The organism is Paenibacillus sp. yr247 (assembly GCF_900103825.1).
Lineage (GTDB): Bacteria > Bacillota > Bacilli > Paenibacillales > NBRC-103111 > Paenibacillus_E.
The window spans coordinates 833,980-858,331 of record NZ_FNIF01000002.1 but is presented as its reverse complement, the minus strand read 5'-3'; the positions used below and the strand labels follow the sequence as shown (position 1 = coordinate 858,331).

Genomic DNA, 24,352 nt, shown 5'->3' with positions numbered 1-24,352 from the left:
TAAGCTGAACTCAGATGAAAAAATAAGGAGTGGAAGCGGATGATACCGGCCATACAGTTGGAAAAAGCGACCAAAGTGTATAAAGGAAAAAAAGCAGTCGACAATTTATCATTGTCGATTGAGAGAGGATGCGTGGTGGCACTTCTTGGCCCGAACGGTGCAGGAAAGACAACAACTCTTTCGATGATTCTTGGTCTAAATCAACCTACCAGCGGCAGTATCAAACTACTTGGTGACGATCCGCGGGAGCAGAAAATCCGCGAACGAATCGGCGCGATGCTCCAGGACGTCAGCGTCATTGACAATCTCAAAGTGTCGGAGACGATAAATTTATTCCGGAACTATTATAAGAAGCCTCTGCCTCTTGAACAATTGCTTCACATCTCCGGACTCGTCGAAGAAAAGGATAAATATGCGTCATCTCTTTCCGGCGGCCAGCAGCGTCGACTTGGATTCGCTCTAGCAGTGGCGGGCGATCCTGAAGTGTTATTTTTGGATGAACCGACTGTTGGAATGGACGTTTCCTCCAGGCAGCTGTTCTGGGATACAATTCGCGCTATGGCCGGCAGAGGGAAGACTATTGTGCTCACGACGCACTACCTGGAAGAGGCCGACAGCGTAGCAGACCGGGTTATTGTCATCAATAACGGCAAGCTCATTGCTGATGGAACGCCGAGTGAAATTAAGGCGGAGACGACCGGACGCGTCATATCGTTCACGGCAGGGGAATCGGTTGTGACAGAGATGCTGCAGGAGTTGCCGGGCGTATCGGATGTTGAGTGGAGTGGACGCAGGGTGACGCTGTACAGCGGAAATACGGATCGGTTGATTGTTACGCTCGTTAAGGAGCAAGTGGATATGCGCGATATTGAAATTCAAAGCGGCGGTTTGGATGATGCGTTCCAGGCGCTCGTAAAGCAAGCTAATTAACGATGAGGAGTGATTCCAATGAATCATACATGGAAAGCGACTTTGGCACAGTCCAAAGCGGAGCTGATGCGGACGCTGCGAAACAGAAGGTTTGTCTTTTTTACAATTATTATGCCAGTTGCGTTCTTCTTTATTTTCACAAGTACAATGGGCAGTGGCACCAAAATTGGCGGGGTAGATTGGTCCGCTTACTATCTTATGTCCATGACTTCATATGGCATTGTCGGGGCCAGTTTAATGTCATTCGCCCAACGTATTTCCAAAGAGCGCTCGCAGGGTTGGATCAAGCTGCTTAGCATAACGCCGCTGCCGTCTTGGTCTTACGTTTTTTCGAAAGTGGCGGCCCAAGCTGTCATCAATTTTTTTATTATTATCATGATGTTCGTGATCGGCGGATTCGGCAAGGGAATCAATTTGTCGGCGGCTGTATGGATCGAGAGCGGCTTGTGGATTTGGATCGGTGGTTTCTCCTTCATGGCGCTGGGCACACTGCTCGGTACGATGCGCAACACCGATTCGGTTCAAGTGCTCAGTATGATCCTGTATATGGGTCTTTCCGTTCTAGGCGGTCTCTGGATGCCGACATTTACGATGTCTAGTACAATGCAGACCATTGCGAAGTTCACGCCAACCTTCAGGCTCGGCCAAGGCGCTTGGAATCTGGTTGGTGGAGGATCGATTGACTGGAGTGGTTTCGGTATTTTGGCTGCCTATGTAGTACTGTTTATGGTATTATCTTCTTATATCATGAAGCGACAGGAAGCGGTGTAATATGAGTCAATCGGGCGGGCGTCCTCCATCTGGGTCGCCTATTTTTTTTCCAAAAACGAGGAGCGTCAGCGAATATCGCGGGACCTGCACGATAAGCTTGGTCATTCGCTGTCGCTCATCACGTTGAAAAGCGAGCTTGCAGAGAAGCTAATTTCAAGGAACCCGGAACGGTACGCAACTATTTGTCAGAAGCGATCCAGAAGCTGGAAGCGAAGAATCGCATCGACGCAATTGGTACGGCGGAAAAGAACGGCTGGTTGGATTGAGGTGGATGGGAATCGACCGTATCTTGAAACAATAAAGAAGCCGCCAAACACGGATATGTGTTCTTGGAGGCTTCTTCAGTTCACCCGCCGACCATGCTCGGCTTTGCGATAGTCCTTCGGTACGATGCCTTTGCTTTCTCGGAAAATACGGGAAAATGTCTTGTACGAGCCGTACCCAACCTCCAAAGCAATCTCCGTCACGCTCATGTCGGTGGAGACCAATAAGCTGCACGCATGGCGCAGACGCAGGTCGTGCAGGAAATGGACGAACGTTTGCCCGGTCGTTTGTTTAATGACCTCGCTGATGCGGGAGATACTCATCGAGAACCGCGAAGCGAGATCAGACAAGGTTAGATCCTCTTGATAGTTGCTGTGGATGTAATGAATGATGGGCCACACAGAGTAGCTGGCTTTCGCCCTTGACAGCGGCGTAATTTCCATATCTTCAGGTTGCTCCGTGTGCTTCCAACGATAACGATCAAACCGAACGAGAATTTCCTTCAATCTGGCTTTCAGCAGCGTCTGTCTGTAGCGTTCGTTTCCCTTGTATTCTTTGTACATATCTTCTATGAGAGCGCTCATCTGCTGTTGATCCTGTCCATCAAGCTGGACATAAGCCGGCATGCCGTTCCTATCATTAAACAGGTTAGATAAGCCTTGATCACTTCCTGGCTCCATAAGTAGATCCATACTGAACATGCCGTTGTACAGAACTAGATTTTGTCCCGAATCCGTAAAAATCTCATGTACCTGATAAGGCAGTACGAACGTGAAAGTGCCAGGTGTCATCGCATGCTTAACGTCATTTATCGTTTCTGAACCTCTGCCTTCGACCACGTAAGAGAATTCTAGGAAATCATGGCGATGCGCCCGAAAGCCGCGGTCGAGCGTATTCCTGCTGAGATGGAAAGGGAAAGACGAGTGCATATTTGGATACGTTTTCAGATAATCGGGAAAATACGTCATAAACAGGCTAATCTCCTTCGAAGAATTGGGACGTTTTCCGAAATATAAGGTACGATTTCTTGCTGTATTTATTTTACCATAAAAGCAGGTTGTACAGGATGTACATAATGAGGAGGAACGAGCTTTGGGAAGCGTTAACAAAATTAGATTAGGCATCATTGGTGCGGGTAACATTGGCGGTGTGCATATACGCGAGTTTTCCAAATTGGCGAATTTGTGTGAAATTACGACCATCACGGATGCGTACTTCCCCCTAGCTGAAGCTAAAGCACAAGAGCACGGAATTGCTTACGTGGCAGCAACACCTGAGGAACTTATTCAAAGCGCGAATGTAGACGCGGTCATTATCGGCGTGCCTAACCTGCATCACGCTTCGCTTGCCGTACAAGCTATTGAAGCTGGAAAGCATGTGCTGATCGAGAAACCAATGGGCATCAACGCGGAAGCGGCCAAACAAATTTTGAAGGCTAGTGAGGCATCGGACAAAGTGGTGATGATCGGTCACCAAATGCGCTGGGAAGCTGTGCCGCAGCTGATCAAAGAGCAGGTTGAAGCGGGTGAGCTCGGCAAGATATACACGGCCAAAACAGGCTGGTTCCGCCGCAAAGGAATCCCAGGTTGGGGAACTTGGTTTACCAAAATGGATGAGTCAGGCGGGGGCCCGTTAATTGATATTGGTGTTCACATGCTGGATCTGGCGCTCTATTTGATGGGGAATCCGAAGCCGGTATCCGTGTTTGGAGCGACCTATGCGGAATTCGGACCTCGTAAGAAAGGGATCGGAACTTGGGGGAAACCCAATTGGAACGGTACCTATGATGTAGAAGATTTGGCTACTGCTTTGATTCGCATGGAAGACGGCAGTACATTAACGCTGGAAGTAAGCTGGGCTGTTCATATGGATACGGATAATACGCCGTTCATTCATCTTATGGGTTCAGAAGGCGGCGCGAGCTACAAGGGAGCTGCAGGCAAGCTGCTTACCGAGAAGTTTAATCGTGCGATAGAAACAGATCTCATGAAACCTGAGAATGATGAAGGGGAGCGTCAACGTTTAAGTAGGCACTTCTTGGCATGCATTCGTGATGGCAAACAACCGATTACATCCGCCTTATCCGGTTATACGAATAATTTAATTCTGGATGCTATTTATGAATCATCTCGTACAGGCAATGAAGTAAAATTAAACTGGGACATCTAAATAGGAGGAATAATAATGCTTAGAGGATTAACTGGGGCTGGACTTGGTAAGTTAGAAAGTAACGAACAATTCATTGAGTTAGCGGCAAAATATGGCTTTCAAGCCGTCGATATCGACGCGCTGAGCCTAGTGGAGAGCTACAGTGTTGATGGAGCACGTGAGCTGCTTCGTAAACATGGTCTCGTCATCGGTTCCATCGGTCTGCCAGTTGAATGGCGGGGGTCGGAAGAAGCATTCCGTGAAGGCTTGCCGAAGCTAGCACAAGCAGCCGCTGCTGCTGCTGCTCTCGGATGTACGAGCTGCTGCACATATGTGTTACCTTCCACAGATTTGGGTGCTGCTCATTTCATGGCGTTAGCTACGCGTAGATTGCGTACCTGCGCCCAAATCCTTGGCGCTTACGGCATCCGCCTTGGATTGGAGTTTGTCGGTCCGCATCACCTTCGTACACGTTGGAAGCATCCGTTCATCTGGACACTAGATGAGACGTTGGATTGGATCGACGCGATTGGCGAGAGCAACGTAGGCTTATTGTTCGATGCGTACCACTGGTACACGAACGGATTAACCGTGGCTGATATCGAGAAGCTTCGCGCCGAGCAGATAGTGCATGTCCATATCAACGACGCGCCGGATGTTCCATTAGAAGAGGTGCTGGATAACGGACGCCTATATCCGGGTGAGGGCGTTATTGACTTGGCAGGCTTCCTGCAAGGCTTGCAGCGTATTGGTTATAAGGGCGCTGTCGCTCAGGAGATCTTAACGGCAACGCCGCCGACGGATTCCCCTGAGAGCTTGGTTAAGCGTTCCAAAGCTGGCTTTGATAAAGTGTACGCGGCAGCAGGTATTTAATATTTTTGGCGGGGGCTGTCTCAAAAGTCATTTTTGAAATTTTCAGCTCCCATTATGTACATAATATTGGGATAAAGATAACCTTCAGCTCCACTTTATCGTGGTTTTGAAGGTTTCTTAGCGTAGAGAAGAAGTCATTCGACAAAAGTTCTTATCATCCATCCCTACAGTATGACAACTTTTTTATTCATTCTCGTATACTATGTTCCTGTTCTATTAAATATACCTAATGAAAAGGAGATAAGATCATGCAAATTAAAAAGAAAAATGACATCGGCCTGATTTTGGACAACTTTTCTTCATTTGCTAAGTGGGACGCTTCGGGCCAGAAACTATACCTTGTGTTTGCTGACAACAAGCGCGGGGGCCAATGGACTTTAATGAACTACTCAGATGATCGTTTCAGTGTACATGGGCGTGGTCAAGACTATTTGGATGAAAAAGAAGCATTCTTTGATGAACGTAATAGTGTGGTTTCGTTTTTATGGAACAACCGCGCTGCGCTTAAAGCAGCTGTAGCACCGACCACCTAGTATTTTAATGCTAGAGTTAAGATGGGACAAGCAGCCTTTTTCTGGCTGCGTACACGAATAGCCAACAGCCTCCGAACACCACAACGATTACGTGGTGGCTTCGGAGGCTGTTGGCGTTCAACCTAATGACTAGGTACCGAGCCTTCTTTCTGTTTATCCCGGTATTGCCCAGGGGTGAGCCCTTCCTGCTTACGGAAGGAGCGTATGAAATTCTGCGAATTGTTGTAGCGCAGCTTGGAAGAAATGTCTTTGATCGGCAAATCCGTTTCCGAGAGCCATTTCTTGGCCATGTTGAAGCGGTAAGCGGACAAGTAGTCGCTGAAGGAGCAGTTCGTTTCTTTACGGAAAATGCTGCTTAAGTAATTCGCGTTATAATGCAGTCTGGATGCGCAATCCTCGCCCGGCGTCTTCATTAGTCTTTAGTTGAAGAAGTTAACGAACGACCTATGGATTAACGGCGTGGGCTGGTATGGCCTAGAGTTAGCGCAATTCCTTGATGAGCTCCCAGCGGATGAGCCGGGGCGCGAAGCTTTAGTGAACTCCCTGCGAGATTTCGTTCATGCACTGATTCGTTATCAGGACGCGGAGAGCGGACTGTGGTATCAAGTCGTTGACAAAGGCAATCAGTCCGATAACTGGCTGGAGACGTCATGTACGAGTCTGTTCGTATACACGATTGCCAAAGCAATTAAGCACGGAGTTGTGGGTCATGAGTGTGCGGACGCAGCCGTGAAGGGATATGAAGGTCTGATCCGAACGTTGAAATTCGATGAACAGGAGCGGGTGATCTTACCGCTTATCTGCATCGGAACGTCTGCCGGTGATTATGAGAACAATGTAACCCGCCCAACTAGCGAGAATGACCTGCATGGCGTGGGTGCTTTTGTAATGGCGTGTGTAGAAGTACAGTTCCTTATCAAATAAGGCAGACAATGAAGCGATAATTTATTGCTGAAGGCTTATCAGGACGTCCCTCAGGGCGTCCTTTTCATATTTCTTACGTATGAGTAAAGATAATTAAGAAATCCCGAACAAACCAAACTATGATAAAATATAATAAAAATAAAATAATAGAGATACCCATAGATTCAGAGTTTGCTAGGTAAATAGGACATATTTGTCCATAGATCAGCATCAGGGGGTGCAGTAAATGAAAAGAACGTTAGCAGTAAGCGATATACATGGCTGTGTGGATGAATTCAAGCAATTACTCGATAAAGTGAATTTTAACGCAGAAGAAGACCAGCTGGTATTGCTCGGCGATTACGTGGATCGAGGGCCGGCAAGTCGGGAAACTGTGGAATTCGTTATGTATTTGGTACGAGAAAAGGGAGCGATTGCGCTCAAAGGGAACCATGATCAGCGTTTTGTAGAAGTTCTGCGGGACATAGATTCACAGACAGAAATGAAGTTTTTTGAACATGGCGGCATCCAAACATTTAAAAGCTATTGTGGACCGGAGGAGCTTGATTTGAAGCAATCCAAAGACCGAATTCGACAAAATTGCAGCGATCATATTTCATTTCTGAATAACCTTCCATTTTATTACGAAGACGAGACTCACATTTATGTTCATGCTGGGCTGAACCCCACGTATGCCGATTGGAAAACCCAGCCGGAAAGAGATTTTATGTGGATTCGGTCACCTTTTGTCCAGCAGCGAACTGTCGTTAAAAAAACGGTTGTTTTTGGGCATACACCCACCAAAGATATTCATGGGAAAGCCGATGTTTGGTTTTATCGTGATAAAATCGGCATTGATGGCGGCTGCGTATACGGGTTGCAAATCAATTGCCTGGAAATCAAGGGCAAAAATAAGTACAAGACTTATTCGGTTGCTTCCAAAGGGAGCTGGCGATAATCGATTCAATGACATACAGGGTGCCCTTTAGCAAGAAACATCAAGAACCGTTATTTTGAATAGCGTACACTATGATTAGAATGCTGGAGGGGGCAAACGATGGACACCGATTACTATGTGCAGATTCAGAAGACTTTGGATTTTATTGAAGATCACCTTTCGGGGCCTTTGTCTGTGGAGTGCTTAGCTAGAGTGGCTTGTTTCTCTGAATTCCATTTTCATAGAGTCTTTCAAACCATGGTGGGAGAAGCTGTGATGGAGTATGTTCGGAAGAGAAGATTAGCGACAGCAGCCTATCAAATCGCACATACGGATAAAAGGCTTATCGATATTGCCCTCGACAATGGGTTCCAGTCCCATGAGAATTTCACTCGTGCATTCAAAAAAGTTTTTGAACGTACGCCTCTTGCGTACCGTAAACAAGGCATTCTGACGCCGATTTATGCAAAAGCGAATGTACTGCAAAGGAAATTCAATCCCTATTTAGGAGGTATAAGAATGGATTATCAATTGAAGACGAAGCCTGCTTTTAAACTGATTGGGTATGAACTGAAAACTTCCTGCAAAGAGGGAAGAAACCACCGTGAAATTCCTGCTTTCTGGGGTTCGTATCTCCAAGAGAGTAAGGGGTCACGCATTCCCAATCGCGTGCATGCGGATTCACAAGTTGAGCTGGGGATTTGTACCGATTTCAATATGGAGTCAGGGGATTTAACCTATATCATCGGGATGGAAGCTACAGGTTTCGAGGGTGTGCCTGCCGATCTGGTATGCCGAGAATTTCCGGAGGCGAGGTATGCGGTGTTTACGACACCCAAGGTTACTCAGGATCAGTTTAGCGCATCTATTCAGAGCACGTGGAAGGCCATTTTTGAAGAGTGGTTTCCTCATTCGGGCTTTGAACATGCGGGGGGTTCAGAGTTTGAGCTTTATGATGAACGCTGCAATCCTTCTAAAAACGAGCTAATCCAGATGGACATCTATATACCGATTAAGGAAAAATAAAAGCGTGTAAACAAATAAGCATCTTTTGTAACCGAAATGAAATCTGCTTTTCATCTGGGTTTAAGGTTCAGAGCCTATAATGAAATTCGACCCCCTTTTAAATATATATACCTTAAGGCCCGCAGCCCGTTGCTGTGGGTCTCTTTTTTTAGACTTGCGTAGGAGGGGCAGGGGCAACGGATTTAGGCAAATGAATTTATCCGAAACACGTTCTTTCGCCGTCTGTCCATCCGGTGGAAAGCGCTATCATATCTTATTCTAAATAATCCCCTGTCGAAGGAGCTGGATCCCGCTCTTATTACTTTGGTGATATCCAGTTTAACAGCTGCTCCGCTTTTTTTCGCAATGTCACGCGCATGACACTGGACACACATTAGATGAGCCGGAATTTCAGGAAAAATGGGCGCAGTTTCTTCGTCAAATCAGTGAACGAATCTTCAAGCAAACTTAGACTAGGAGTTGCCTCCAAAATAAAAAGCCCCGAATAATTTTTTTCGGAGCAACCCTTCTCAGGATATCCGCAAAGCAGTGGAGGGGTATTTTCGAATTCCAATAAAAGCGATGACTTCGCGGTACGCCCTTTTTTAGTAATGAATCTCTCCTTGTCTTTGCAAAATGCCTTGCAGAATTGCCTTTACAGCGGAGAAGGTTCCGCACAGAATAAATAAAAATCCGCCTTTCGGCGGATACTTAATCCTACTACATGTCTTTACTGAGCATCATTTCAAGGATGAGCTTATCGATCTCAGACGTCGCTTCATTTCCGATCCGACAGAAGTTGTCAATCGTCTTCTCAGCATCATTTTCGATAAACCCATTCGTGGAGGAAATCGTCATTCCTTTGGATGCGAGAAGCGCGGATTGTACCGCTGCACTCGTGCAGGTCGCTACTTTCATGGCACATCCACCTTTGGCTCCATCACACATCATCCCGGTTACATTCCCGAGCATGTTTTGGATCGCGGCTTTAATCTCCGGTTTCCCGCCACCAAGCAGATACGTAATGCCACAGCTTGCACCTGTACCTGATACAGTAACCCCACATAGGGCTGATAATCTTCCAAACTTAGATTTGATATGAATCGTGACTAAGTGGCTTATAGCAACAGCCCGTATGAGTTTCTCCTCCGAGGCGCCAAGCTTCTCTGCAGCTGCTATTACCGGGTTAGTCGCTGCAATCCCTTGGTTTCCGCTGCCGGAATTCGCCATGACAGGCATACTGGATCCTGCCATACGAGCATCTGACCCAGCTGCCGCTAGAGCCATGGCATGAGAGATTAAATCGTCGGACAAAATACCCTTTTGTACATTCTCTTTAATCGTCTTCCCTACTTCGAGACCGTATGCATGTGCTAATCCGTCTAACCCTGCCTTACGGTTCAATTCAATGCTTTGTTTCACCAATTGGAGCTCAGCTAGATCAACGTTATTCACAAATTCCACGATGCTATCTAACGTTAGCTCGCCCCGTTTCTCTTTGGAACTCTTGAAACTCGCGTTTGCGCAACCACCCGATTCAACGACCTTCCCATCAACTTCGACCAGCGTAATATTCGTATGATTGTCAGTAATCACAACCTTCGCATACCCTTGTACTGATTCGATCAGGACCTCGATATATAACTTCCTTGTGGTATCTGCTAGATGGACCACGGAAATGCCTCGTTCAACCATATCCTGCGCGACAGTAATATCATCAGGTTGAATATCGGCAAGCACTTCCAATTGTTTCTCCGCATTGCCAGCAATGGCACCTAGCGCGGCGACGAAATCGATACCTGTCAGATTCGTACCCGGAATCCCGACGGCTAATGCATTCTTGATGATACCCACGCTTGCGTGAACGGTTATTTTCTTCATAGGACCTTCCACATAGCTTCTTGCTTTCGCCGCCGCTAGGGCTATGGCGACTGGCTCTGTGCAACCAAGCGCGACTACGAGTTCATTTTTTAATATGCTAATGAATGTATTCATATGCAAGATGTACCTCCCCTTATCACTCAAGAAAACTATAAACCTCAAACGATCATTAAGAATATACTATAGCAGTCGTAGTTCAACAACTACTACTATAACGCATGTATGTGGAGAATATGTTGAAAATATGAGAAAAGCCTACAAAATTACCCTTCTTCCACATCGGCAACTATGAAATGAAAAAGGCTTTTCCCGGTCCATCTATAAGATGATAGCGGGAAAAGCCTTATATTATATGCGTTTAGAACGTCCTAGCAAGACGACTAAGGCTAAGAGGAGGAGAATCAGCGGCATTATTGCTACACCCATGCCTTGTCCTGACTTCAAGTGGTTCATCATCGCACCGGCCATGATAATGGCGATAGTGCCGGATGAGAAGAAAGCAATGCGCGGCTTCAAGAAGCCGATGATGAGTCCGATTCCCGCCAACAATTCTATAGCCCCAATCACATACATAAAGCCTAAACTATACCCATAGGTCTGTGTAAAAACAGCCACTTGAATGGGATTTGCGGATAATTTCAAAAAGCCAAACAGGACATAACTTGCTGCCAACAAGCTTTGAATGATGCGAGTCGTCCATTTCAATCCTGCAGCATCTCATCTTTAATCCTATAGGATTTACGGTATCCTTAAAAGGAGGCCGATAGATAGCTAAGCGAACCGACTTCGTAGCTGCGATGAATGATTTGAGCGGTACGTGCAGGGTCGCCGCTGCCCATCGCAATATAGAGCGGAATGAAGTGTTCTGGCCTTGGCACAGCCATACGAACATTCGGAGCTAAAGTGGCGTAATTGAACAGCGCCTCTAGGTTCTGCGTTTGCATGTTATGGGCGAGCCAATCGTCGAAAGCAACAGCCCAAGCATCAGGCTCCGTGGCTTCCCAATTGAGGGCGCGTAAGTTATGCACAGTAGCGCCGCTTCCGATAATCAGGATATCTTCCTGATCGAGTCCGCGCAGTGCTTCGCCAATGCGATATTGCTCAGAGGGAGGCAAGTACGGGTTAACGGACACTTGAATGACGGGGCACACCGGTGTTGGAAACATCCGTAACAGCGGTACCCACGAGCCATGATCAAGTCCGCGGTGCGAATCCAAGTTCACGGGGATGCCTTTCGCTTGAAAACGCTCAGCGATTTTGCGAGCCAGTTCCGTATTCCCTCTGGCGGGATATTTGATTTGAAATAGCTCTTTCGGAAAGCCGCCAAAATCATAAATCGTTTCATATACCTCATTGGTCGATGAAATGGTCAGTACCTCAGTTTCCCAATGAGCCGTGAAGATGACAATGGCTTTGGGTTTTATTTTCTTGCCATATTCAAGCAAGAACTGGGTACATGCCGAATCTTGAATAGCCATCATGGGGGAACCGTGACCTACAAATATGGGTGAAATCACAATAAAACACTCCTTCGTGAAGTACATTTATTCAGTTGGTTACTTTATGTAACTAATGTTACGTCAAAGTATCAATCTCGTCAAGTAAGTAATTTACTTTTTGTAACCTTGTATAGAGATGTCAATTTACTCTATAATAAATAGACATATAGAGGTGATGAAGATGGAACAGGTACCTTTGTGTCCTCGTTTCGAAAGAGCTGTAGAAATCCTCAGCAAGCGTTGGATATCACTAATCGTTTTTCAATTGCTATCGGGTCCGCAACGGTTCGTAAATATCGAACAGGCCATTCCGAATTTAAGCGGTAAGGTGCTGTCGGAGCGACTGAAGGAGCTGGAGCTTGAAGGAATTGTTAAGAGAGTAGTATTCCCGGAAAGTCCGGTTCGTATCGAATATTCCCTAACGGACAAGGGGAGGGCATTGGCTCCGATTTTGGGTGAGATTGCCAAATGGTCCTCGGAGTGGCTCCCTATTCTGAAATAAGGATGCGGGACGAGGCGTATAAAAAAGGTCATCCAACCTGTTGAAAACAACAGGTAGATGACCTTTTTTTATTTATTCGTGTCCTTCGGATCGATCAATTCTAAAGCGGAAAAGGGATTACCGCCTTCCTCATCATCTGACTCCACGAACCGTTTGAGTACATTTAACTTGTTTTCCCAATAGCGTTCATAATAGGATAACCAACGCTTCAACTCCATCAGTGGTTCCGCCTCCAGCCTATATCGGGTCTCGCGGCCGACTTTCCTTTCTTTGACCAGTCCAGCATCAGCCAAAATGCGAAGATGCTTGGACACCGCGGTGCGGCTCATCGGGAAATGGCCGGAGATGACCGTGACCGGCAGCTCTTGCTCACCGAGCAGTTTCAATACCTGACGGCGAGTAGGATCGGCGATCGCCTGAAACACGTCATGTTTCTGCGAGGGGACTGACATCTTAAGCCTCGACGTAAGCGGCGAGTTTCTTCGACAGACCACCCCAACCTTGGGACATCGTCTCGCGAACAGCCGCGTGAGGTTGACCGAATTCCGTAACCTTATCCAAATCCCAACCGGAATGGATGAGGGTGAACTCGGTTTTGCCTTCTAAATCGGTCAATTCGAAAGTCAGCGACCAATCCTTGCCCCACTCAAAAGAAAGACGGTTCGGTGGATTAACTTCGGTTACTTTACAAGGGGAATTGCCAAAAGGTCCTGCTTCCAAGTGGAATTCATAGCCAGTCTCTGGCTTGAAATTATTCGGCATGAACCAAGCCGCGATGCCTTCGGAGGTCGCTACGGCATTCCATACCTTTTGAATAGGTGCGTTAAAAACAAGTGTTTGTTTAATATCTGGCAGAGTGTTAGTTTGATTTTCCATCGTTATAAGTGCCTCCAATGATTAATTTAGTATGATTTACTTGCTTTTTACTTTATCCTGATGGCGCAAACGCAAGGCTGACCACTTATCGTCCACTGCGACATTGCTAACAGGACGGTAGTCCGTTATTTCTTGTACCAAGGTAAACAAAATATCACGGTTAATGTCTGTTTTCACCTTCGAGATTTGCTTCGGAAAAGTAATCCAAAAGAGAGCGTCATCGTTCAAATACGGAATCGCTTTGGGTGTCCATTCAGCCACCTCAGCGGCATTGTTAACAAAAAGCTGAACGAAATCGTAAGTCCCATTCGGCTCTACGGGTTCCTCGACGCCAAGCTCGTAGCCTTCAGGTGCGTAAAGAACGAGGGCTCGTCCTTGTTTGTAACGCAGTTTCTTCAGCAATTCTTCTTGCATCGTAAGTCATTCCTTTCCGTGATCTGCTCCTCGTATTGTATCCAAAAGATAAGTTTTACATAGGCCTGTGAAAAGCGAAACCAAATGGTTACATAAAGGATTATACGAAACCAAATGGTTTCATGTCAAGAGACTTGTCCAAGATTAGATTGAGATTAGCTGCGAGGCTTATCGTTCCACTAGAGAAGTTTGCGCTTTTTCAACAATCGCAAATCAGGTATAGTTATAAAAAAAGAGTGGTGTAAAGGAGAAGCTATGATACGTTTTGCTGTGATTGGAACCAACTGGATCACTGAGGAATTCATTCATGCTGCCCGTGAGACTGGGGAGTTCGTTTTGACGGCCGTTTACTCACGTACAGAGCAGAAGGCTGAAGAATTTGCCCGGAAATTTGAGATTTCTCATCGATTTTCGAATCTGGATACATTTGTACAAAGCAACGAATTCGATGCTGTCTATATCGCAAGTCCGAATTCGCTTCACGCTCAATATGCGATTCTCTGTATGAATCATGGCAAGCATGTCATTTGCGAGAAGCCCGCGGCTTCCAATACGAAGGAGCTTACCGCGATGATTGAGGCTGCGCGCAGCAATAAAGTCGTGTTCATGGAGGCGCTCAAGTCCACGTTGATGCCTAATTTCAAAGCTATTCAAGGAAATTTACATAAGCTTGGAAAGATTCGCCGTTATTTTGCAAGCTATTGCCAATATTCCTCAAGGTATGATGCTTATAAGCAGGGAACGGTACTGAATGCGTTCAATCCCATTTTTTCCAATGGTTCATTAATGGATTTAGGCGTCTATTGTATTTATCCGTTGGCAGTGCTGTTTGGCAGCCCTGAGCGTGTGCAAGCAAGCGGGGTTCTGCTGGAGTCGGGGGTAGATGGGGAGGGCAGCCTTCTGCTGAGCTACAAGGAGATGGATGCCGTTATCATGCACTCCAAAATTGCGAGTTCCTACCTGCCAACCGAAATTCAAGGCGAGCACGCAACGATGGTCATTGATAAGATTAACCAGCCTGAAAAGGTGGAGATTCGTTATCGAGACGGTTCTGTGGAAGATCTGACGCGGGAGCAGGGTGTAAGAACGATGCGCTATGAAGCGGAGGAGTTCATTCGACTTATTAAAAGCGGAGCATTGGAGTCCGAGACGAATTCACATGCGAATTCCAGCATAGCCATGGCGATTATGGATGAGGCTAGAAATCAGATGGGACTTGTGTTTCCTGCGGACCGTAAATAAAAAGAAAACCGAGTGGCGATAGTTTCCTCGGCCATCGTTGTGACGGTATCAAAGCCAAGGAATGAGAAGCAGATAATGGAGGCTCCGGCAAGTATGGTGGAGAAAGGTATGTCCGCCGAGGCATTATTCATCGCAGAACCCTAGAAAACAATGTTATGTGATAAATCATTACTTACTTATTAGGAAAAATGCAATTTTACTTTATCTGTGTTAGATATATGTTATATATGTAAGTTAATATAACAATTAGCTAATCATATGAGAAGTATTTTAGATAAAAGTACTAAAATAGCTAGAAGTTATTGACACATTTCTTCAGTGATGTTATGTTTAATAACACAAACGAATACGATTGTTTACTAGGGTTCCGCCGGTTATCGCCGGGCTGGTCCGAGAGTAAACCGCTCTTGCATAAGAGCGCCACGGAAGGATAAAAACCTGGGAGATATCACCAAGACATTTGAGTCTTGTGATGTCTCCCTTTTTGTTTAACTACATCGTAAAGGAGATCGATAGCATGGAAATCATTTGGAACATGACGATAGGCCCGGGAGGCAAATGGTCAGGAGCGATTGGTAAGGGGAAATTGATTCGTTTTACGGCGCTGGAGGCGGGCGCGAATGTTTCCGTACAATTGTTCCACGCAAGGGATCTTACAGAGCGCTACAATATGCCGGATACGTTGAAAGCCCAGTATACAGCTCATCTGAGGCGAGGCAACGTTCTGATGAGTGACAATGGCCGAGCGTTAGTGAGCATTGTTGAGGATAGCATTGGTTGGCATGATCCCCTAAGTGGATACACGAGCCGTACGGCGACAGACGCCAAATATGGCGCGACGAATTTCCAAAAGCTGCGTAATGAGTGGCTGCGGAGCGGGCAAGAAAACTTTGCCGTAGAGCTAGTGCGTAACGGACTCAGCATGCGCGATATGATGCCTGTTGTGAATTTATTTTCCAAAGTGTTTAGTGATGAGAATGGTGACATGCATTTTGTTGCTGATCATTGCCCGGCTGGAGCAACGGTTACGCTGCGGACAGAATTAGATACCTTGCTCGTCCTATCGAATACACCAAACCCGCTAGACCCAAGAACTTCTTATCCATCTGTGCCTGTAAAAATCGAAGTACTCCAGGCTGAGCCTGTGGATGCAGATGATTATTGTGTCAATTACCGCTCGGAGAATCGCCGAGCTTTTGAAAATACATGGGAATATCAAAAGCTGCTTGGCTTGTAATAGTAGGCAAAAATGCTGAGGAGGAACTAAAATGGCCGTATTTAATCGAGTGGAAAGCCCTCGTCTCGTCGAGGACGCCATCTATAGCGAAGTTATTCAAGCAGGAGACGGTTGGTTGCGGGTTTTGAAGCCAGGGCAAGTGCTGCGCATTGTCGATTTGGAAGGGAATCAGGCGGCAGACACCTTGCTTTATGATGCGGAGAATCCGGAAGATCATTATAGTGCAGTCGCGACGATTGCAGGTCAAAGCAATATTTATCTCAGCACAGGCTCTGTCCTCCGAGCAGAATCCGGTAAGGAATTGCTCAAAATCGTTGCCGACACCTGCGGACGCCATGATACGATCGGAGGTTCGTGCTCGGCTCAAAGCAACTCGGTGCGTTACTCACACGATAAGCTGTCGATGCATAACTGCCGCGATACCTTTATGCTGCAGCTTGCACAGCACGACGGTGCTTACACGAAGCGAGATTTGGCGCCGAATATTAACTTTTTTATGAATGTACCAGTAACAAAGGATGGCGGACTGAAGTTCGATGATGGCGTATCCGCTCCGGGCTGTTATGTAGAGGTACAGTCGCTAGGCAGCTCGATGGTGCTCATCAGTAACTGTCCGCAGCTTAACAATCCTTGTAATGCGTATAATCCGACGCCGATTCAGGTTCTTATTTGGGAGAAGTAAGTTCCTTTACTTAAGAAAGATAGATGGTCTACGAAATTCTAAGGGGTGTGGATACGATGTTTACCAAAGTGCTGATTGCTAATCGTGGCGCTATCGCTGTACGCATTGAGCGTACTTTACGCAAGCTCGGGGTTGCGTCCGTTGCTGTATATACGAGGGCAGATCAAGATAGTTTACACGTGGATGGAGCAGATGAAGCTGTTCTGATCGGTGAAGGGCCGGCGAAAGAAAGCTATCTCAATACAGAATTGATTTTGAAAACAGCGCTGGAAACCGGCGCGCAAGCGATTCATCCCGGTTACGGCTTCCTGAGTGAAAATGCGGACTTTGCCCGCGCTTGCCGAGAGAATGGCATTGTGTTCATCGGACCTACGCCGGAGCAAATGGAAATGTTCGGACTTAAGCATTCTGCTCGGGAAATCGCTGAAAGAGCCGGCGTACCGATGCTGCCGGGTACACCGCTGATAACAGAGCTTGAAGAGGCGATCTCAGAAGCTGCTCGTATTGGTTACCCTGTTATTCTCAAAAGTACAGCTGGCGGCGGCGGCATTGGGATGCGTGTCTGCGCGGATGAAGTCACGTTAAGATCTGCTTATGATGGTGTACGCCATTTGGCAGAGTCAAATTTCAAAAACGGCGGCATGTTTCTTGAAAAATATATCGCGAGAGCACGTCATGTTGAAGTGCAGATTTTCGGTAATAACTTTGGTGAAGTCGTTACATTGGGTGAGCGCGATTGTTCCATTCAGCGTCGCAACCAGAAGGTCATTGAAGAAAGCCCGGCTCCGAATCTGTCGGATGAAGTCCGTGAGGCGATGTTTGCCTCGGCGAAGCGTCTTGCTGCTGAAGCGGGCTATCGAAGTGCCGGTACGGTGGAGTATCTCTATGATCCGGAAACGTATGAGTTTTATTTCTTGGAAGTAAACACGAGACTTCAGGTTGAGCATGGTGTGACGGAGGAAGTATTGGGTGTTGACCTCGTGGAGTGGATGGTGCGTGAAGCGGCGAATGAGCTTAGCGACATACAGTCACTTATTCGAAAGCCGACAGGACACAGCATCCAAGCGCGGATTTACGCGGAGGACTGCCTCCAGCAGTTCCGTCCGAGTACAGGGCAGCTGGATCGTGCGGTATTCTCAAGTCAGTCGCGGAATGAGACCTGGGTCAGGGATGGGCTGACAGTAACGACCCTGTACGATCCGATGCTGGCTAAAATCATTGTCCACGGTACGGACCGTTTGGACGCTATTCGTAAGCTGATTGAAGCGCTGGCTGAGACGCGCATGTATGGAATTACAACGAACCTGCTGTATTTGCAGGCTCTTCTTCAAGAAAAAGATTGTGTAGACGGGAACGTCTTTACACAATTGTTGAATACGTTCGAGCCAATGGAACGGGCTCTGGAAGTTGTAGACGGCGGGATCCAAACCACCGTTCAGGACTTCCCGGGCCGCATCCGCCATTGGGACGTGGGTGTACCCCCTTGCGGACCGATGGATCCGCTTTCGTTCCGTATTGGTAACAAGCTGCTTGGCAACGATGACGATGCCTGCGGTCTGGAAATGACGCTTCGCGGAGGCTCTTACAAGTTCCGCAGCGACATGTGGTTCTGCGTCACCGGGGCGGATATGCAAGCAGAACTGGATGGAACGGCTATTGCGACGTATAAACCGGTGTTTGCTGCTCGCGGACAAGTGCTGAGCTTCGGCGAGGCGAAAGAAGGTATGCGCACTTATCTTCTGATCGGCGGCGGCTTGGATATGCCGAAAATTCTCGGCAGCTCGTCCACGTTTACGCTGGGCGGATTCGGTGGTCATGGCGGCCGAGCCCTGCGTACGGGAGATGTGCTGGGTGTGAATGAAGGCGGAAGCCTTGTTCCTGAGGCAGCTGAGCTTGCGGTTCAGCATCGTCCTGTGATGACGCGAGAGTGGACGATCGGTGTGATCCCTGGGCCTCATTGTACAGGTGAGTTTTTACACGCGGAATACTTGGATCAATTGACCGAAACAAGCTGGGAAGTGCATTTTAACTCCTCGAGGACGGGGGTTCGTTTGAAAGGACCTGCTCCGCTGTGGAGACGTGAAGATGGCGGGGAAGCGGGGCTTCATCCATCCAATATTCACGATAATGCGTATGCAGTCGGTACGCTGGATTTGACGGGGGATATGCCCATTCTTCTTGGACCTGATGGTCCGAGCCTTGGCGGTTTCGTTTGTCCGGTGACAACGGCGTCGGCCGAGTTCTGGAAGCTAGGCCAACTGCATCCTGGGGATACGATTCGTTTCCACTTACTAACACTTCCGGAAGCAGAGGCCTTGCGTGATTTGCAGGAAAGTAATTTGCAGGCGATGGGTGATGGAGATTATGGGCGGTTGGTGCATGTACAACTACCTGCTGTAAATGAAGAGATTACGCCGGAATATCCTCGTCTTTTTCATGAAGAAGCTAATCGCAGATTTCCAATCACGATCCGCTGCTGCGGCGATCAGAATTTGCTTGTGGAATACGGAGAGCTCGAGTTGGATTTGCTGCTGCGTTTCCAAGTGCAGGCATTACTGCAAGCGATTGTGGAGAGCGGCTCGATTCCGGTGCTGGATTTTACGCCAGGTATTCGTTCGTTGCAAATTCATATCGATCCTTCTCGAATAACGGTAAGCGAGGCGTGTTGGAAGGTTATTGAGATTGACGCAGCGCTGCCTCCATTGGAAGAGTTCCGTGTTCCTTCCCGGATTGTCCGTTTGCCGCTTTCCTGGGATGACCCGGCGACACAGCTTGCGATTCAGCGTTATCAACAAGGGGTGCGTCCTGATGCGCCTTGGTGTCCGAGCAACCTGGAATTCATTCAACGCATTAATGGATTAGATACAATTGATGATGTTAAAAAGATTGTTTATGACGCTAATTACTTGGTACTTGGGTTAGGAGATGTGTACTTGGGTGCTCCAGTAGCAACTCCGGTCGATCCGCGTCATCGCTTAGTAACGACGAAATATAATCCGGCACGTACATGGACGCCAGAAAATGCCGTTGGTATCGGTGGAGCTTACATGTGTGTGTATGGAATGGAAGGTCCGGGCGGTTACCAATTCGTAGGACGTACCATTCAAATGTGGAATCGTCTACGCTCAACGGGAAGCTTCAAGGCGGGTAAGCCTTGGTTGTTAAGGTTCTTTGATCAAATTCAATTCTATGAGGTGAGCGCAGAGGAATTGCTTCAACTGCGTGAAGACTTCCCTCGAGGACGATATGAAGCGGATATTCAGGAAACAACATTTGACTTAGGTGAATATTTGCAATTCTTAGGTTCCATCGAGGAGAGTACGGAAACATTCCGTAAGCAGCAGCAAGAGGCCTTTAAAGCGGAGCGGGAGAATTGGAAGGCAAAGGGATTGGCTGAGTACGTATCCGAACAGGAAACCATTACTGAAAAACCTGAAGATGAGCTGCCGGCAGGTATGGTTGCTGTGCGTGGGATTATGCCAGGAAGTGTATGGAAAGTGCTCGTATCTGCAGGTGAACAAGTGAAGAAGGGTGATCAACTGGCGATTCTCGAAAGTATGAAAATGGAATTCCCGCAGCATGCGCCGTGTGATGGATTTATTTCTATGATTCAAGTGAAGCCAGGGGATCAAGTTCATGCAGGACAGCTGATTCTAGGTATTGCACAATCTGCTTAAGGAGAGAGGTGTCCGTAAATGACTGAGGCTAACAAAGTAGAAAAGATTGAACAGAATGAGAGAAATGGAAAGAAAATCACGGTCGAAGTGCCAAAGGAGTTAAGTATCTCGTGGCTCCTGGATAAGTATGAAAAACAAGAATTAACTCCGCAAGAGGTGATCGCGGCTATTGTGCAGCGCTCATTGGATGACGTGGCTATGAATATTTGGATCACACCGCCCAAGATGGATGCGATTCAACCTTATTTGGATGGATTAAAGTCTGTGTCAATGGCTGATGCGCCATTGTGGGGGATTCCTTTTGCGATCAAAGATAACATTGATCTGGCAGGGGTACCAACGACAGCTGGCTGCGCGGAGTATGCGTATACGCCGACGGAACATGCGAGCGTCGTGGAAAGATTGATTGCCGCAGGAGCGATTCCGCTCGGCAAGACGAACTTGGACCAATTCGCGACCGGACTTGTCGGCGCGAGAAGTCCGTACGGTGACGCGCATAATGCACTGCGCCCGGAACTGATCAGCGGCGGCTCGAGCTCGGGCTCAGCCGTCTCCGTGGCGCGTGGCCAAGCGGCTTTCTCGCTTGGCACGGACACAGCGGGCTCGGGACGCGTGCCTGCTGCTTTGAATCGATTGGTTGGCTATAAGCCGAGTCTCGGCGCTTGGCCAACCAAAGGGGTAGTGCCTGCCTGTGCGAGTTTAGACTGTGTAACCGTCTTTGCGCACAGCTTGGATGACGCGCTCGCCGTAGACGGCGTGGTACGCGGGCTTCACGCGGATGACCATTGGTCGCGCAGCGTGAATAGGGAACCTTCTAAGCTTCCGGCTAAAGTTCTCCTGCCGGATGGTGAATTAGGATTCTATGGTCCTTTTGCTTCGGAATACCGTGCTGCGTGGGATACGGCTGTAGAGAAGTTCAAGGGATTAAGTGACGATTTGAACATCCCTGTTGAATATGTCGATGTTACTTTGTTCGCCCAAGCGGCGGCGATTCTGTATGAGGGCCCATGGGTGGCCGAACGATGGGCGGCCTTGGGCAGCTTCATTGAGGCTCATCCGGGCATTGCGTACCCAGTAACGGAAAAGATCCTCCGCTCAGGCTCTGCGGCTGAGTATGATGCTGCATCCGTGTTCCATGCTATGCATAAGCTGCAGCAGTTCAAATTGGAAGCTCGCAAACTGCTGAAGGGCGCGGTGCTCGTCATGCCAACCTGCGGGGGGACGTGGACGCGCAAGCAAGTGCTTGCTGACCCGATTAGCACGAATCGGGATATGGGCCGCTACACAAATCATTGCAATCTGCTTGATTTGTGCGGGGTTGCGGTGCCAGCGGGCGATGCGGCACCGCAGACGCCTTTTGGCATCACGCTTTTTGGGATCGCCGAAGAGGAGAGTTTGATCTGCGGCGCAGCCGAGCTGTTCTTGGCGGGTGATGTGAACGCCGAACGTCAGTCGGCTGCTGAAGCTTATACGCCGAGTTTGACTGGCTCGGCGGCGGATGAGGTTGCCGTGGCAGCAGTGCCGACGACGCTAGTCGCGGTTTGCGGTTTACACATGCGCGGCTACCCGCTGGAGAAGCAGATGCTAGGCTGTGGAGCGCGGTTCATCCGTGAGGATGAGACCGCAGCGAAGTACAGCCTGGTGAAGCTGCCAACCACGCCGGCGAAGCCGGGGTTGGTCAAACAGCAGCAGGGTGGCGCAGCCATCCTGCTGGAGGTTTGGGAAATGCCGCTGGAGGCATTCGGCGGATTTACGGCTGCGATCCCAGCTCCGCTGGGGATCGGGAAGGTTGAGCTCCGGGACGGCAGTGAAGTCCCGGGCTTCGTTTGCGAAGCTTACGCGGCCGAAGGCGCGGAAGATGTGACTGCACTTGGCGGCTGGCGCCAAGTCTTGCCTTTATAGGAGGCGGAGCGGCAGTCTGCCGAGTAGCCTTTGGCTCTCGGAGAAGCGTACGCTTCCGAGCCATGCTGTTATCCTTCGAAGCTCTCGGTTCGAAGCTGATGCGTTGCGTCGGCCATCTATATAACTGGGTTTTCTCCTGTTAATTCCATTATCTTTTCGTAAAAAGCGAGGCTATCGCTTAATTAGCTGGAGAAATTCCAGTTAAGCAGTAACTACTTGCGAATTTACCGTTGTCTGAAAAAGACGTACAAGAGAATAAAAGTTAAGGAATTAAAGGCTGTCCCACAGGTTATTATGGCGGTGAGACACTGTTAAACTGCCCGTATTCGATTGTTCCTTGCATTGTGTTCCACTTCCGCAAGCCCTAACTCTTCCATCAACGGGGGGATATACATGCCGAATCTGCCGCGAAAACCTTTTTTCAAGCCGTACCAACCGCCAACTGGATTTTCAGGAGAACGTCCCCAAGCTTCAACCATACCTTCTTTTGCAGGTTTCTGCTCAACAGCGCTGCCTAGCTCCATCCAATCTCCATGCTGCTTGAGCATAGCGTTTAAGTCATCAATGCAGCGATAGTCATAATGCAAAATAGTTTTACCTACGGTGCAAACAATAATGGTTTTTCCATCTTTTTCATCCTTATACATTTCATATTCGGATGTTTTAGGAGGAGTCTTTAATTTCCAAGGGTTTTCTTTGGTACCCAGTTCAGTCGACATATCATTTACTCCTTTGAGTCTATTTTCACATAAAAGAAGGGGGAAGCCTGATCGAAGGAGATCAGGCTTTTTTGGGTTTCTTCTTAGCGGGCACTTTTTCGGGTAGTGATTCAGCCCATGCTAGGGAACGTTGAATCCAGGTGCGGATCTGATCAGGTTCTTGATTCCAGCTTTCCGGCAAAGCAACATACTCCTTCATCGGACGGCTTGGCATTGGAGCAAACTCGGAGGTACCTTCAATGGTAAGGAGCTCTCTGCGCTCTTGTTCCGGCAGACGAATAAAAATTTGCTCGCCAAAAAGGCCGACGAACATATTGCCGTTAATAAACCCGGCCAAGTTACCAAACATGGGACGTACTTGGATATAGGGGTCATCGGGCATTACGAATGAGAAAAATGCTTTAGCATCTTGAGACGGACGAGGAAAAGACATGGTTGGAATGCTCCTTTTTTGTATAGTTGGTAGGACTCCAGGTCAGAATATATCAAATTAAGTCATTGTGCAATATTTTTTATTTAAGTTGACACTTAATTAAGTGTATGCTAAATTAATGTCATGATCGATAAAGCCATTCAAGCAATAACGGAACCTAGGCGCCGAGATATTTTACATCTCGTCCGTGATGGGGAGCTGACCTCCAGCGCCATTGCGTCACATTTTGACATTTCAGCACCAGCAATTTCACAGCATCTTAAAGTTCTTGAAGAGGCTGGGCTCGTCGTTGTTAGGCGGGCAGGCACCAAACGATTTTATGGCATTAGGAGGGAAGGTTTCGCCGAATTGATACAGTATATCGAGAGCTTCTGGGATGACAGCTTGATGCGCTTGAAAGAAGCCGCGGAAGAGGAAGAAAGGAGAAAACATGACTTCAATCAGCAGTAGTGATACGATCAAGAAAGAGGTTTTTATTGAATGCCGTCCGGAGACATTGTTCTCATTTTTTACCGATCCTGACAAATTGGTTCGTTGGATGGGACGCCATGTTCTGTTAGACCCGAGTATCGGTGGCAAATATCGCATCGATGTTAACGGTAGCGACATTGCGATGGGTGAGTATAAGGAGATTATCCCGAACGAGAAAATCGTTATGACATGGGGATGGGATAAATCGAATGTGGTGCCTCCTGGATCAAGTACCGTTGAATTCAGACTTACACCCAAAGATAACGGCACTCTCTTAGTGTTGACGCATTACGATTTGCCGGCAACGGAAGTTGCTGCTCACCAACAAGGCTGGTCGCATTACATGCCTCGCCTGCAAACGGTGGCGCAAGGTCAAGATGCGGGCGTCGATCCTTGGTCTGAAAAAGCTATGCATTAATTTTATAAATAAAAATAATAAACATCTAAATTCAA

At 47.8% G+C, this 24,352-nt stretch carries 25 protein-coding genes, 3 pseudogenes and 1 riboswitch; of the genes and pseudogenes, 18 read left to right on the top strand and 10 right to left on the bottom strand.

Annotated features, from left to right (window positions below; all coding sequences use genetic code 11):
* The first annotated feature begins 39 nt into the window (after nucleotides 1–39).
* From BLT91_RS08815 to BLT91_RS32715, 4 genes and pseudogenes are all read left to right on the top strand, one after another.
* On the top strand, nucleotides 40–930 hold the full coding sequence (locus BLT91_RS08815; protein WP_090819572.1) for an ABC transporter ATP-binding protein: 891 nt from the start codon (nucleotides 40–42) through the stop codon (nucleotides 928–930).
* A gap of 18 nt (nucleotides 931–948) precedes the next feature.
* Nucleotides 949–1,701 (top strand): ABC transporter permease, encoded by a 753-nt coding sequence (locus BLT91_RS08810; RefSeq protein WP_090819568.1) that lies wholly within the window; start codon nucleotides 949–951, stop codon nucleotides 1,699–1,701.
* 51 nt (nucleotides 1,702–1,752) lie between these two features.
* Nucleotides 1,753–1,905: pseudogene (locus BLT91_RS08805) on the top strand (histidine kinase); the annotation flags it as partial.
* A pseudogene (locus BLT91_RS32715) lies at nucleotides 1,863–1,967 on the top strand (DNA-binding response regulator); the annotation flags it as partial. The pseudogenes BLT91_RS08805 and BLT91_RS32715, both read left to right, overlap by 43 nt.
* 75 nt (nucleotides 1,968–2,042) lie before the next feature.
* Here BLT91_RS32715 and BLT91_RS30610 read toward each other — a convergent pair.
* Nucleotides 2,043–2,933, bottom strand: coding sequence for an AraC family transcriptional regulator (locus BLT91_RS30610; protein ID WP_175532166.1), 891 nt, complete (start codon nucleotides 2,931–2,933; stop codon nucleotides 2,043–2,045).
* Nucleotides 2,934–3,057: 124 nt separating this feature from the next.
* Here BLT91_RS30610 and BLT91_RS08795 point away from each other — a divergent pair, with 124 nt between their 5' ends.
* The 3 genes from BLT91_RS08795 to BLT91_RS08785 all read left to right on the top strand — a co-directional run bounded on the left by BLT91_RS08795 (nucleotide 3,058) and on the right by BLT91_RS08785 (nucleotide 5,519).
* On the top strand, nucleotides 3,058–4,134 hold the full coding sequence (locus BLT91_RS08795; RefSeq protein WP_090819565.1) for a Gfo/Idh/MocA family protein: 1,077 nt from the start codon (nucleotides 3,058–3,060) through the stop codon (nucleotides 4,132–4,134).
* 15 nt (nucleotides 4,135–4,149) lie between these two features.
* Entirely contained in the window at nucleotides 4,150–4,986 is an 837-nt protein-coding gene (locus tag BLT91_RS08790; protein ID WP_090819562.1) for a sugar phosphate isomerase/epimerase family protein, read from the top strand.
* A 248-nt stretch (nucleotides 4,987–5,234) separates the two neighbouring features.
* The gene (locus BLT91_RS08785) at nucleotides 5,235–5,519 is read left to right on the top strand and encodes a hypothetical protein (protein ID WP_090819559.1); all 285 of its coding nucleotides are present in this window, start codon (nucleotides 5,235–5,237) and stop codon (nucleotides 5,517–5,519) included.
* A 122-nt stretch (nucleotides 5,520–5,641) separates the two neighbouring features.
* Here BLT91_RS08785 and BLT91_RS08780 read toward each other — a convergent pair.
* Nucleotides 5,642–5,917: pseudogene (locus BLT91_RS08780) on the bottom strand (helix-turn-helix domain-containing protein); the annotation flags it as partial.
* Nucleotides 5,918–5,942: 25 nt separating this feature from the next.
* Between BLT91_RS08780 and BLT91_RS08775 the strand changes: the two are divergent.
* The 3 genes from BLT91_RS08775 to BLT91_RS08765 all read left to right on the top strand — a co-directional run bounded on the left by BLT91_RS08775 (nucleotide 5,943) and on the right by BLT91_RS08765 (nucleotide 8,385).
* Nucleotides 5,943–6,443, top strand: coding sequence for a glycoside hydrolase family 88 protein (locus tag BLT91_RS08775; protein ID WP_090819552.1), 501 nt, complete (start codon nucleotides 5,943–5,945; stop codon nucleotides 6,441–6,443).
* Between the two features lie 226 nt (nucleotides 6,444–6,669).
* The gene (locus BLT91_RS08770) at nucleotides 6,670–7,380 is read left to right on the top strand and encodes a metallophosphoesterase family protein (protein ID WP_090819549.1); all 711 of its coding nucleotides are present in this window, start codon (nucleotides 6,670–6,672) and stop codon (nucleotides 7,378–7,380) included.
* A gap of 99 nt (nucleotides 7,381–7,479) precedes the next feature.
* Nucleotides 7,480–8,385, top strand: coding sequence for an AraC family transcriptional regulator (locus BLT91_RS08765; RefSeq protein ID WP_090819546.1), 906 nt, complete (start codon nucleotides 7,480–7,482; stop codon nucleotides 8,383–8,385).
* 699 nt (nucleotides 8,386–9,084) lie between these two features.
* Here BLT91_RS08765 and BLT91_RS08755 read toward each other — a convergent pair.
* The 3 genes from BLT91_RS08755 to BLT91_RS08745 all read right to left on the bottom strand — a co-directional run bounded on the left by BLT91_RS08755 (nucleotide 9,085) and on the right by BLT91_RS08745 (nucleotide 11,762).
* Nucleotides 9,085–10,365, bottom strand: coding sequence for an L-cysteine desulfidase family protein (locus BLT91_RS08755; protein WP_090819543.1), 1,281 nt, complete (start codon nucleotides 10,363–10,365; stop codon nucleotides 9,085–9,087).
* 228 nt (nucleotides 10,366–10,593) lie between these two features.
* Nucleotides 10,594–10,950: a DoxX family protein gene (locus BLT91_RS08750; RefSeq protein WP_090819540.1), complete on the bottom strand. Its 357-nt coding sequence runs from the start codon at nucleotides 10,948–10,950 to the stop codon at nucleotides 10,594–10,596.
* Between the two features lie 44 nt (nucleotides 10,951–10,994).
* Nucleotides 10,995–11,762 carry a DODA-type extradiol aromatic ring-opening family dioxygenase gene (locus BLT91_RS08745; protein WP_090819537.1) on the bottom strand — a complete coding sequence of 256 codons (768 nt, stop codon included), beginning with the start codon at nucleotides 11,760–11,762 and terminating at the stop codon, nucleotides 10,995–10,997.
* A gap of 163 nt (nucleotides 11,763–11,925) precedes the next feature.
* Between BLT91_RS08745 and BLT91_RS08740 the strand changes: the two genes are divergently transcribed.
* Nucleotides 11,926–12,246, top strand: a complete 321-nt coding sequence (locus tag BLT91_RS08740; RefSeq protein WP_090819534.1) for a winged helix-turn-helix transcriptional regulator — start codon at nucleotides 11,926–11,928, stop codon at nucleotides 12,244–12,246.
* A 68-nt stretch (nucleotides 12,247–12,314) separates the two neighbouring features.
* Here the strand turns inward: BLT91_RS08740 and BLT91_RS08735 are convergent, their stop codons facing one another.
* Genes BLT91_RS08735 through BLT91_RS08725 form a run of 3 tightly spaced genes read right to left on the bottom strand, consistent with a single transcriptional unit; the run spans nucleotide 12,315 to nucleotide 13,536 of the window.
* Nucleotides 12,315–12,698, bottom strand: coding sequence for an ArsR/SmtB family transcription factor (locus BLT91_RS08735; protein ID WP_090819530.1), 384 nt, complete (start codon nucleotides 12,696–12,698; stop codon nucleotides 12,315–12,317).
* Between the two features lies 1 nt (nucleotide 12,699).
* Nucleotides 12,700–13,122: an SRPBCC family protein gene (locus tag BLT91_RS08730; RefSeq protein ID WP_090819526.1), complete on the bottom strand. Its 423-nt coding sequence runs from the start codon at nucleotides 13,120–13,122 to the stop codon at nucleotides 12,700–12,702.
* A gap of 36 nt (nucleotides 13,123–13,158) precedes the next feature.
* Nucleotides 13,159–13,536 (bottom strand): hypothetical protein, encoded by a 378-nt coding sequence (locus BLT91_RS08725; RefSeq protein ID WP_090819522.1) that lies wholly within the window; start codon nucleotides 13,534–13,536, stop codon nucleotides 13,159–13,161.
* Nucleotides 13,537–13,791: 255 nt separating this feature from the next.
* Between BLT91_RS08725 and BLT91_RS08720 the strand changes: the two genes are divergently transcribed.
* From BLT91_RS08720 to atzF, 5 genes are all read left to right on the top strand, one after another.
* Entirely contained in the window at nucleotides 13,792–14,778 is a 987-nt protein-coding gene (locus BLT91_RS08720; RefSeq protein ID WP_090819519.1) for a Gfo/Idh/MocA family protein, read from the top strand.
* Nucleotides 14,779–15,126: 348 nt separating this feature from the next.
* Nucleotides 15,127–15,225: riboswitch (guanidine-I (ykkC/yxkD leader) on the top strand.
* Between the two features lie 70 nt (nucleotides 15,226–15,295).
* Nucleotides 15,296–16,015: an urea amidolyase associated protein UAAP1 gene (locus BLT91_RS08715; RefSeq protein ID WP_090819516.1), complete on the top strand. Its 720-nt coding sequence runs from the start codon at nucleotides 15,296–15,298 to the stop codon at nucleotides 16,013–16,015.
* 31 nt (nucleotides 16,016–16,046) lie between these two features.
* On the top strand, nucleotides 16,047–16,697 hold the full coding sequence (locus BLT91_RS08710) for an urea amidolyase associated protein UAAP2 (protein ID WP_090819513.1): 651 nt from the start codon (nucleotides 16,047–16,049) through the stop codon (nucleotides 16,695–16,697).
* 56 nt (nucleotides 16,698–16,753) lie between these two features.
* The gene (uca, locus tag BLT91_RS08705) at nucleotides 16,754–20,374 is read left to right on the top strand and encodes an urea carboxylase (protein WP_090819510.1); all 3,621 of its coding nucleotides are present in this window, start codon (nucleotides 16,754–16,756) and stop codon (nucleotides 20,372–20,374) included.
* Between the two features lie 18 nt (nucleotides 20,375–20,392).
* The gene (gene atzF, locus BLT91_RS08700; RefSeq protein WP_090819507.1) at nucleotides 20,393–22,276 is read left to right on the top strand and encodes an allophanate hydrolase; all 1,884 of its coding nucleotides are present in this window, start codon (nucleotides 20,393–20,395) and stop codon (nucleotides 22,274–22,276) included.
* Nucleotides 22,277–22,587: 311 nt separating this feature from the next.
* Here the strand turns inward: atzF and BLT91_RS08695 are convergent, their stop codons facing one another.
* Together BLT91_RS08695 and BLT91_RS08690 are read right to left on the bottom strand one after the other, a co-directional pair.
* Nucleotides 22,588–22,995, bottom strand: coding sequence for a DUF6855 family protein (locus tag BLT91_RS08695; RefSeq protein WP_090819504.1), 408 nt, complete (start codon nucleotides 22,993–22,995; stop codon nucleotides 22,588–22,590).
* A 61-nt stretch (nucleotides 22,996–23,056) separates the two neighbouring features.
* Nucleotides 23,057–23,428: a TfoX/Sxy family protein gene (locus BLT91_RS08690; RefSeq protein ID WP_090819501.1), complete on the bottom strand. Its 372-nt coding sequence runs from the start codon at nucleotides 23,426–23,428 to the stop codon at nucleotides 23,057–23,059.
* A 123-nt stretch (nucleotides 23,429–23,551) separates the two neighbouring features.
* Here BLT91_RS08690 and BLT91_RS08685 point away from each other — a divergent pair, with 123 nt between their 5' ends.
* Both BLT91_RS08685 and BLT91_RS08680 read left to right on the top strand, forming a co-directional pair.
* Nucleotides 23,552–23,878, top strand: a complete 327-nt coding sequence (locus tag BLT91_RS08685; RefSeq protein ID WP_217635190.1) for an ArsR/SmtB family transcription factor — start codon at nucleotides 23,552–23,554, stop codon at nucleotides 23,876–23,878.
* Entirely contained in the window at nucleotides 23,859–24,317 is a 459-nt protein-coding gene (locus BLT91_RS08680) for an SRPBCC family protein (protein ID WP_090819499.1), read from the top strand. Before BLT91_RS08685 ends, BLT91_RS08680 begins: the two co-directional genes overlap by 20 nt.
* Nucleotides 24,318–24,352: the final 35 nt, after the last annotated feature.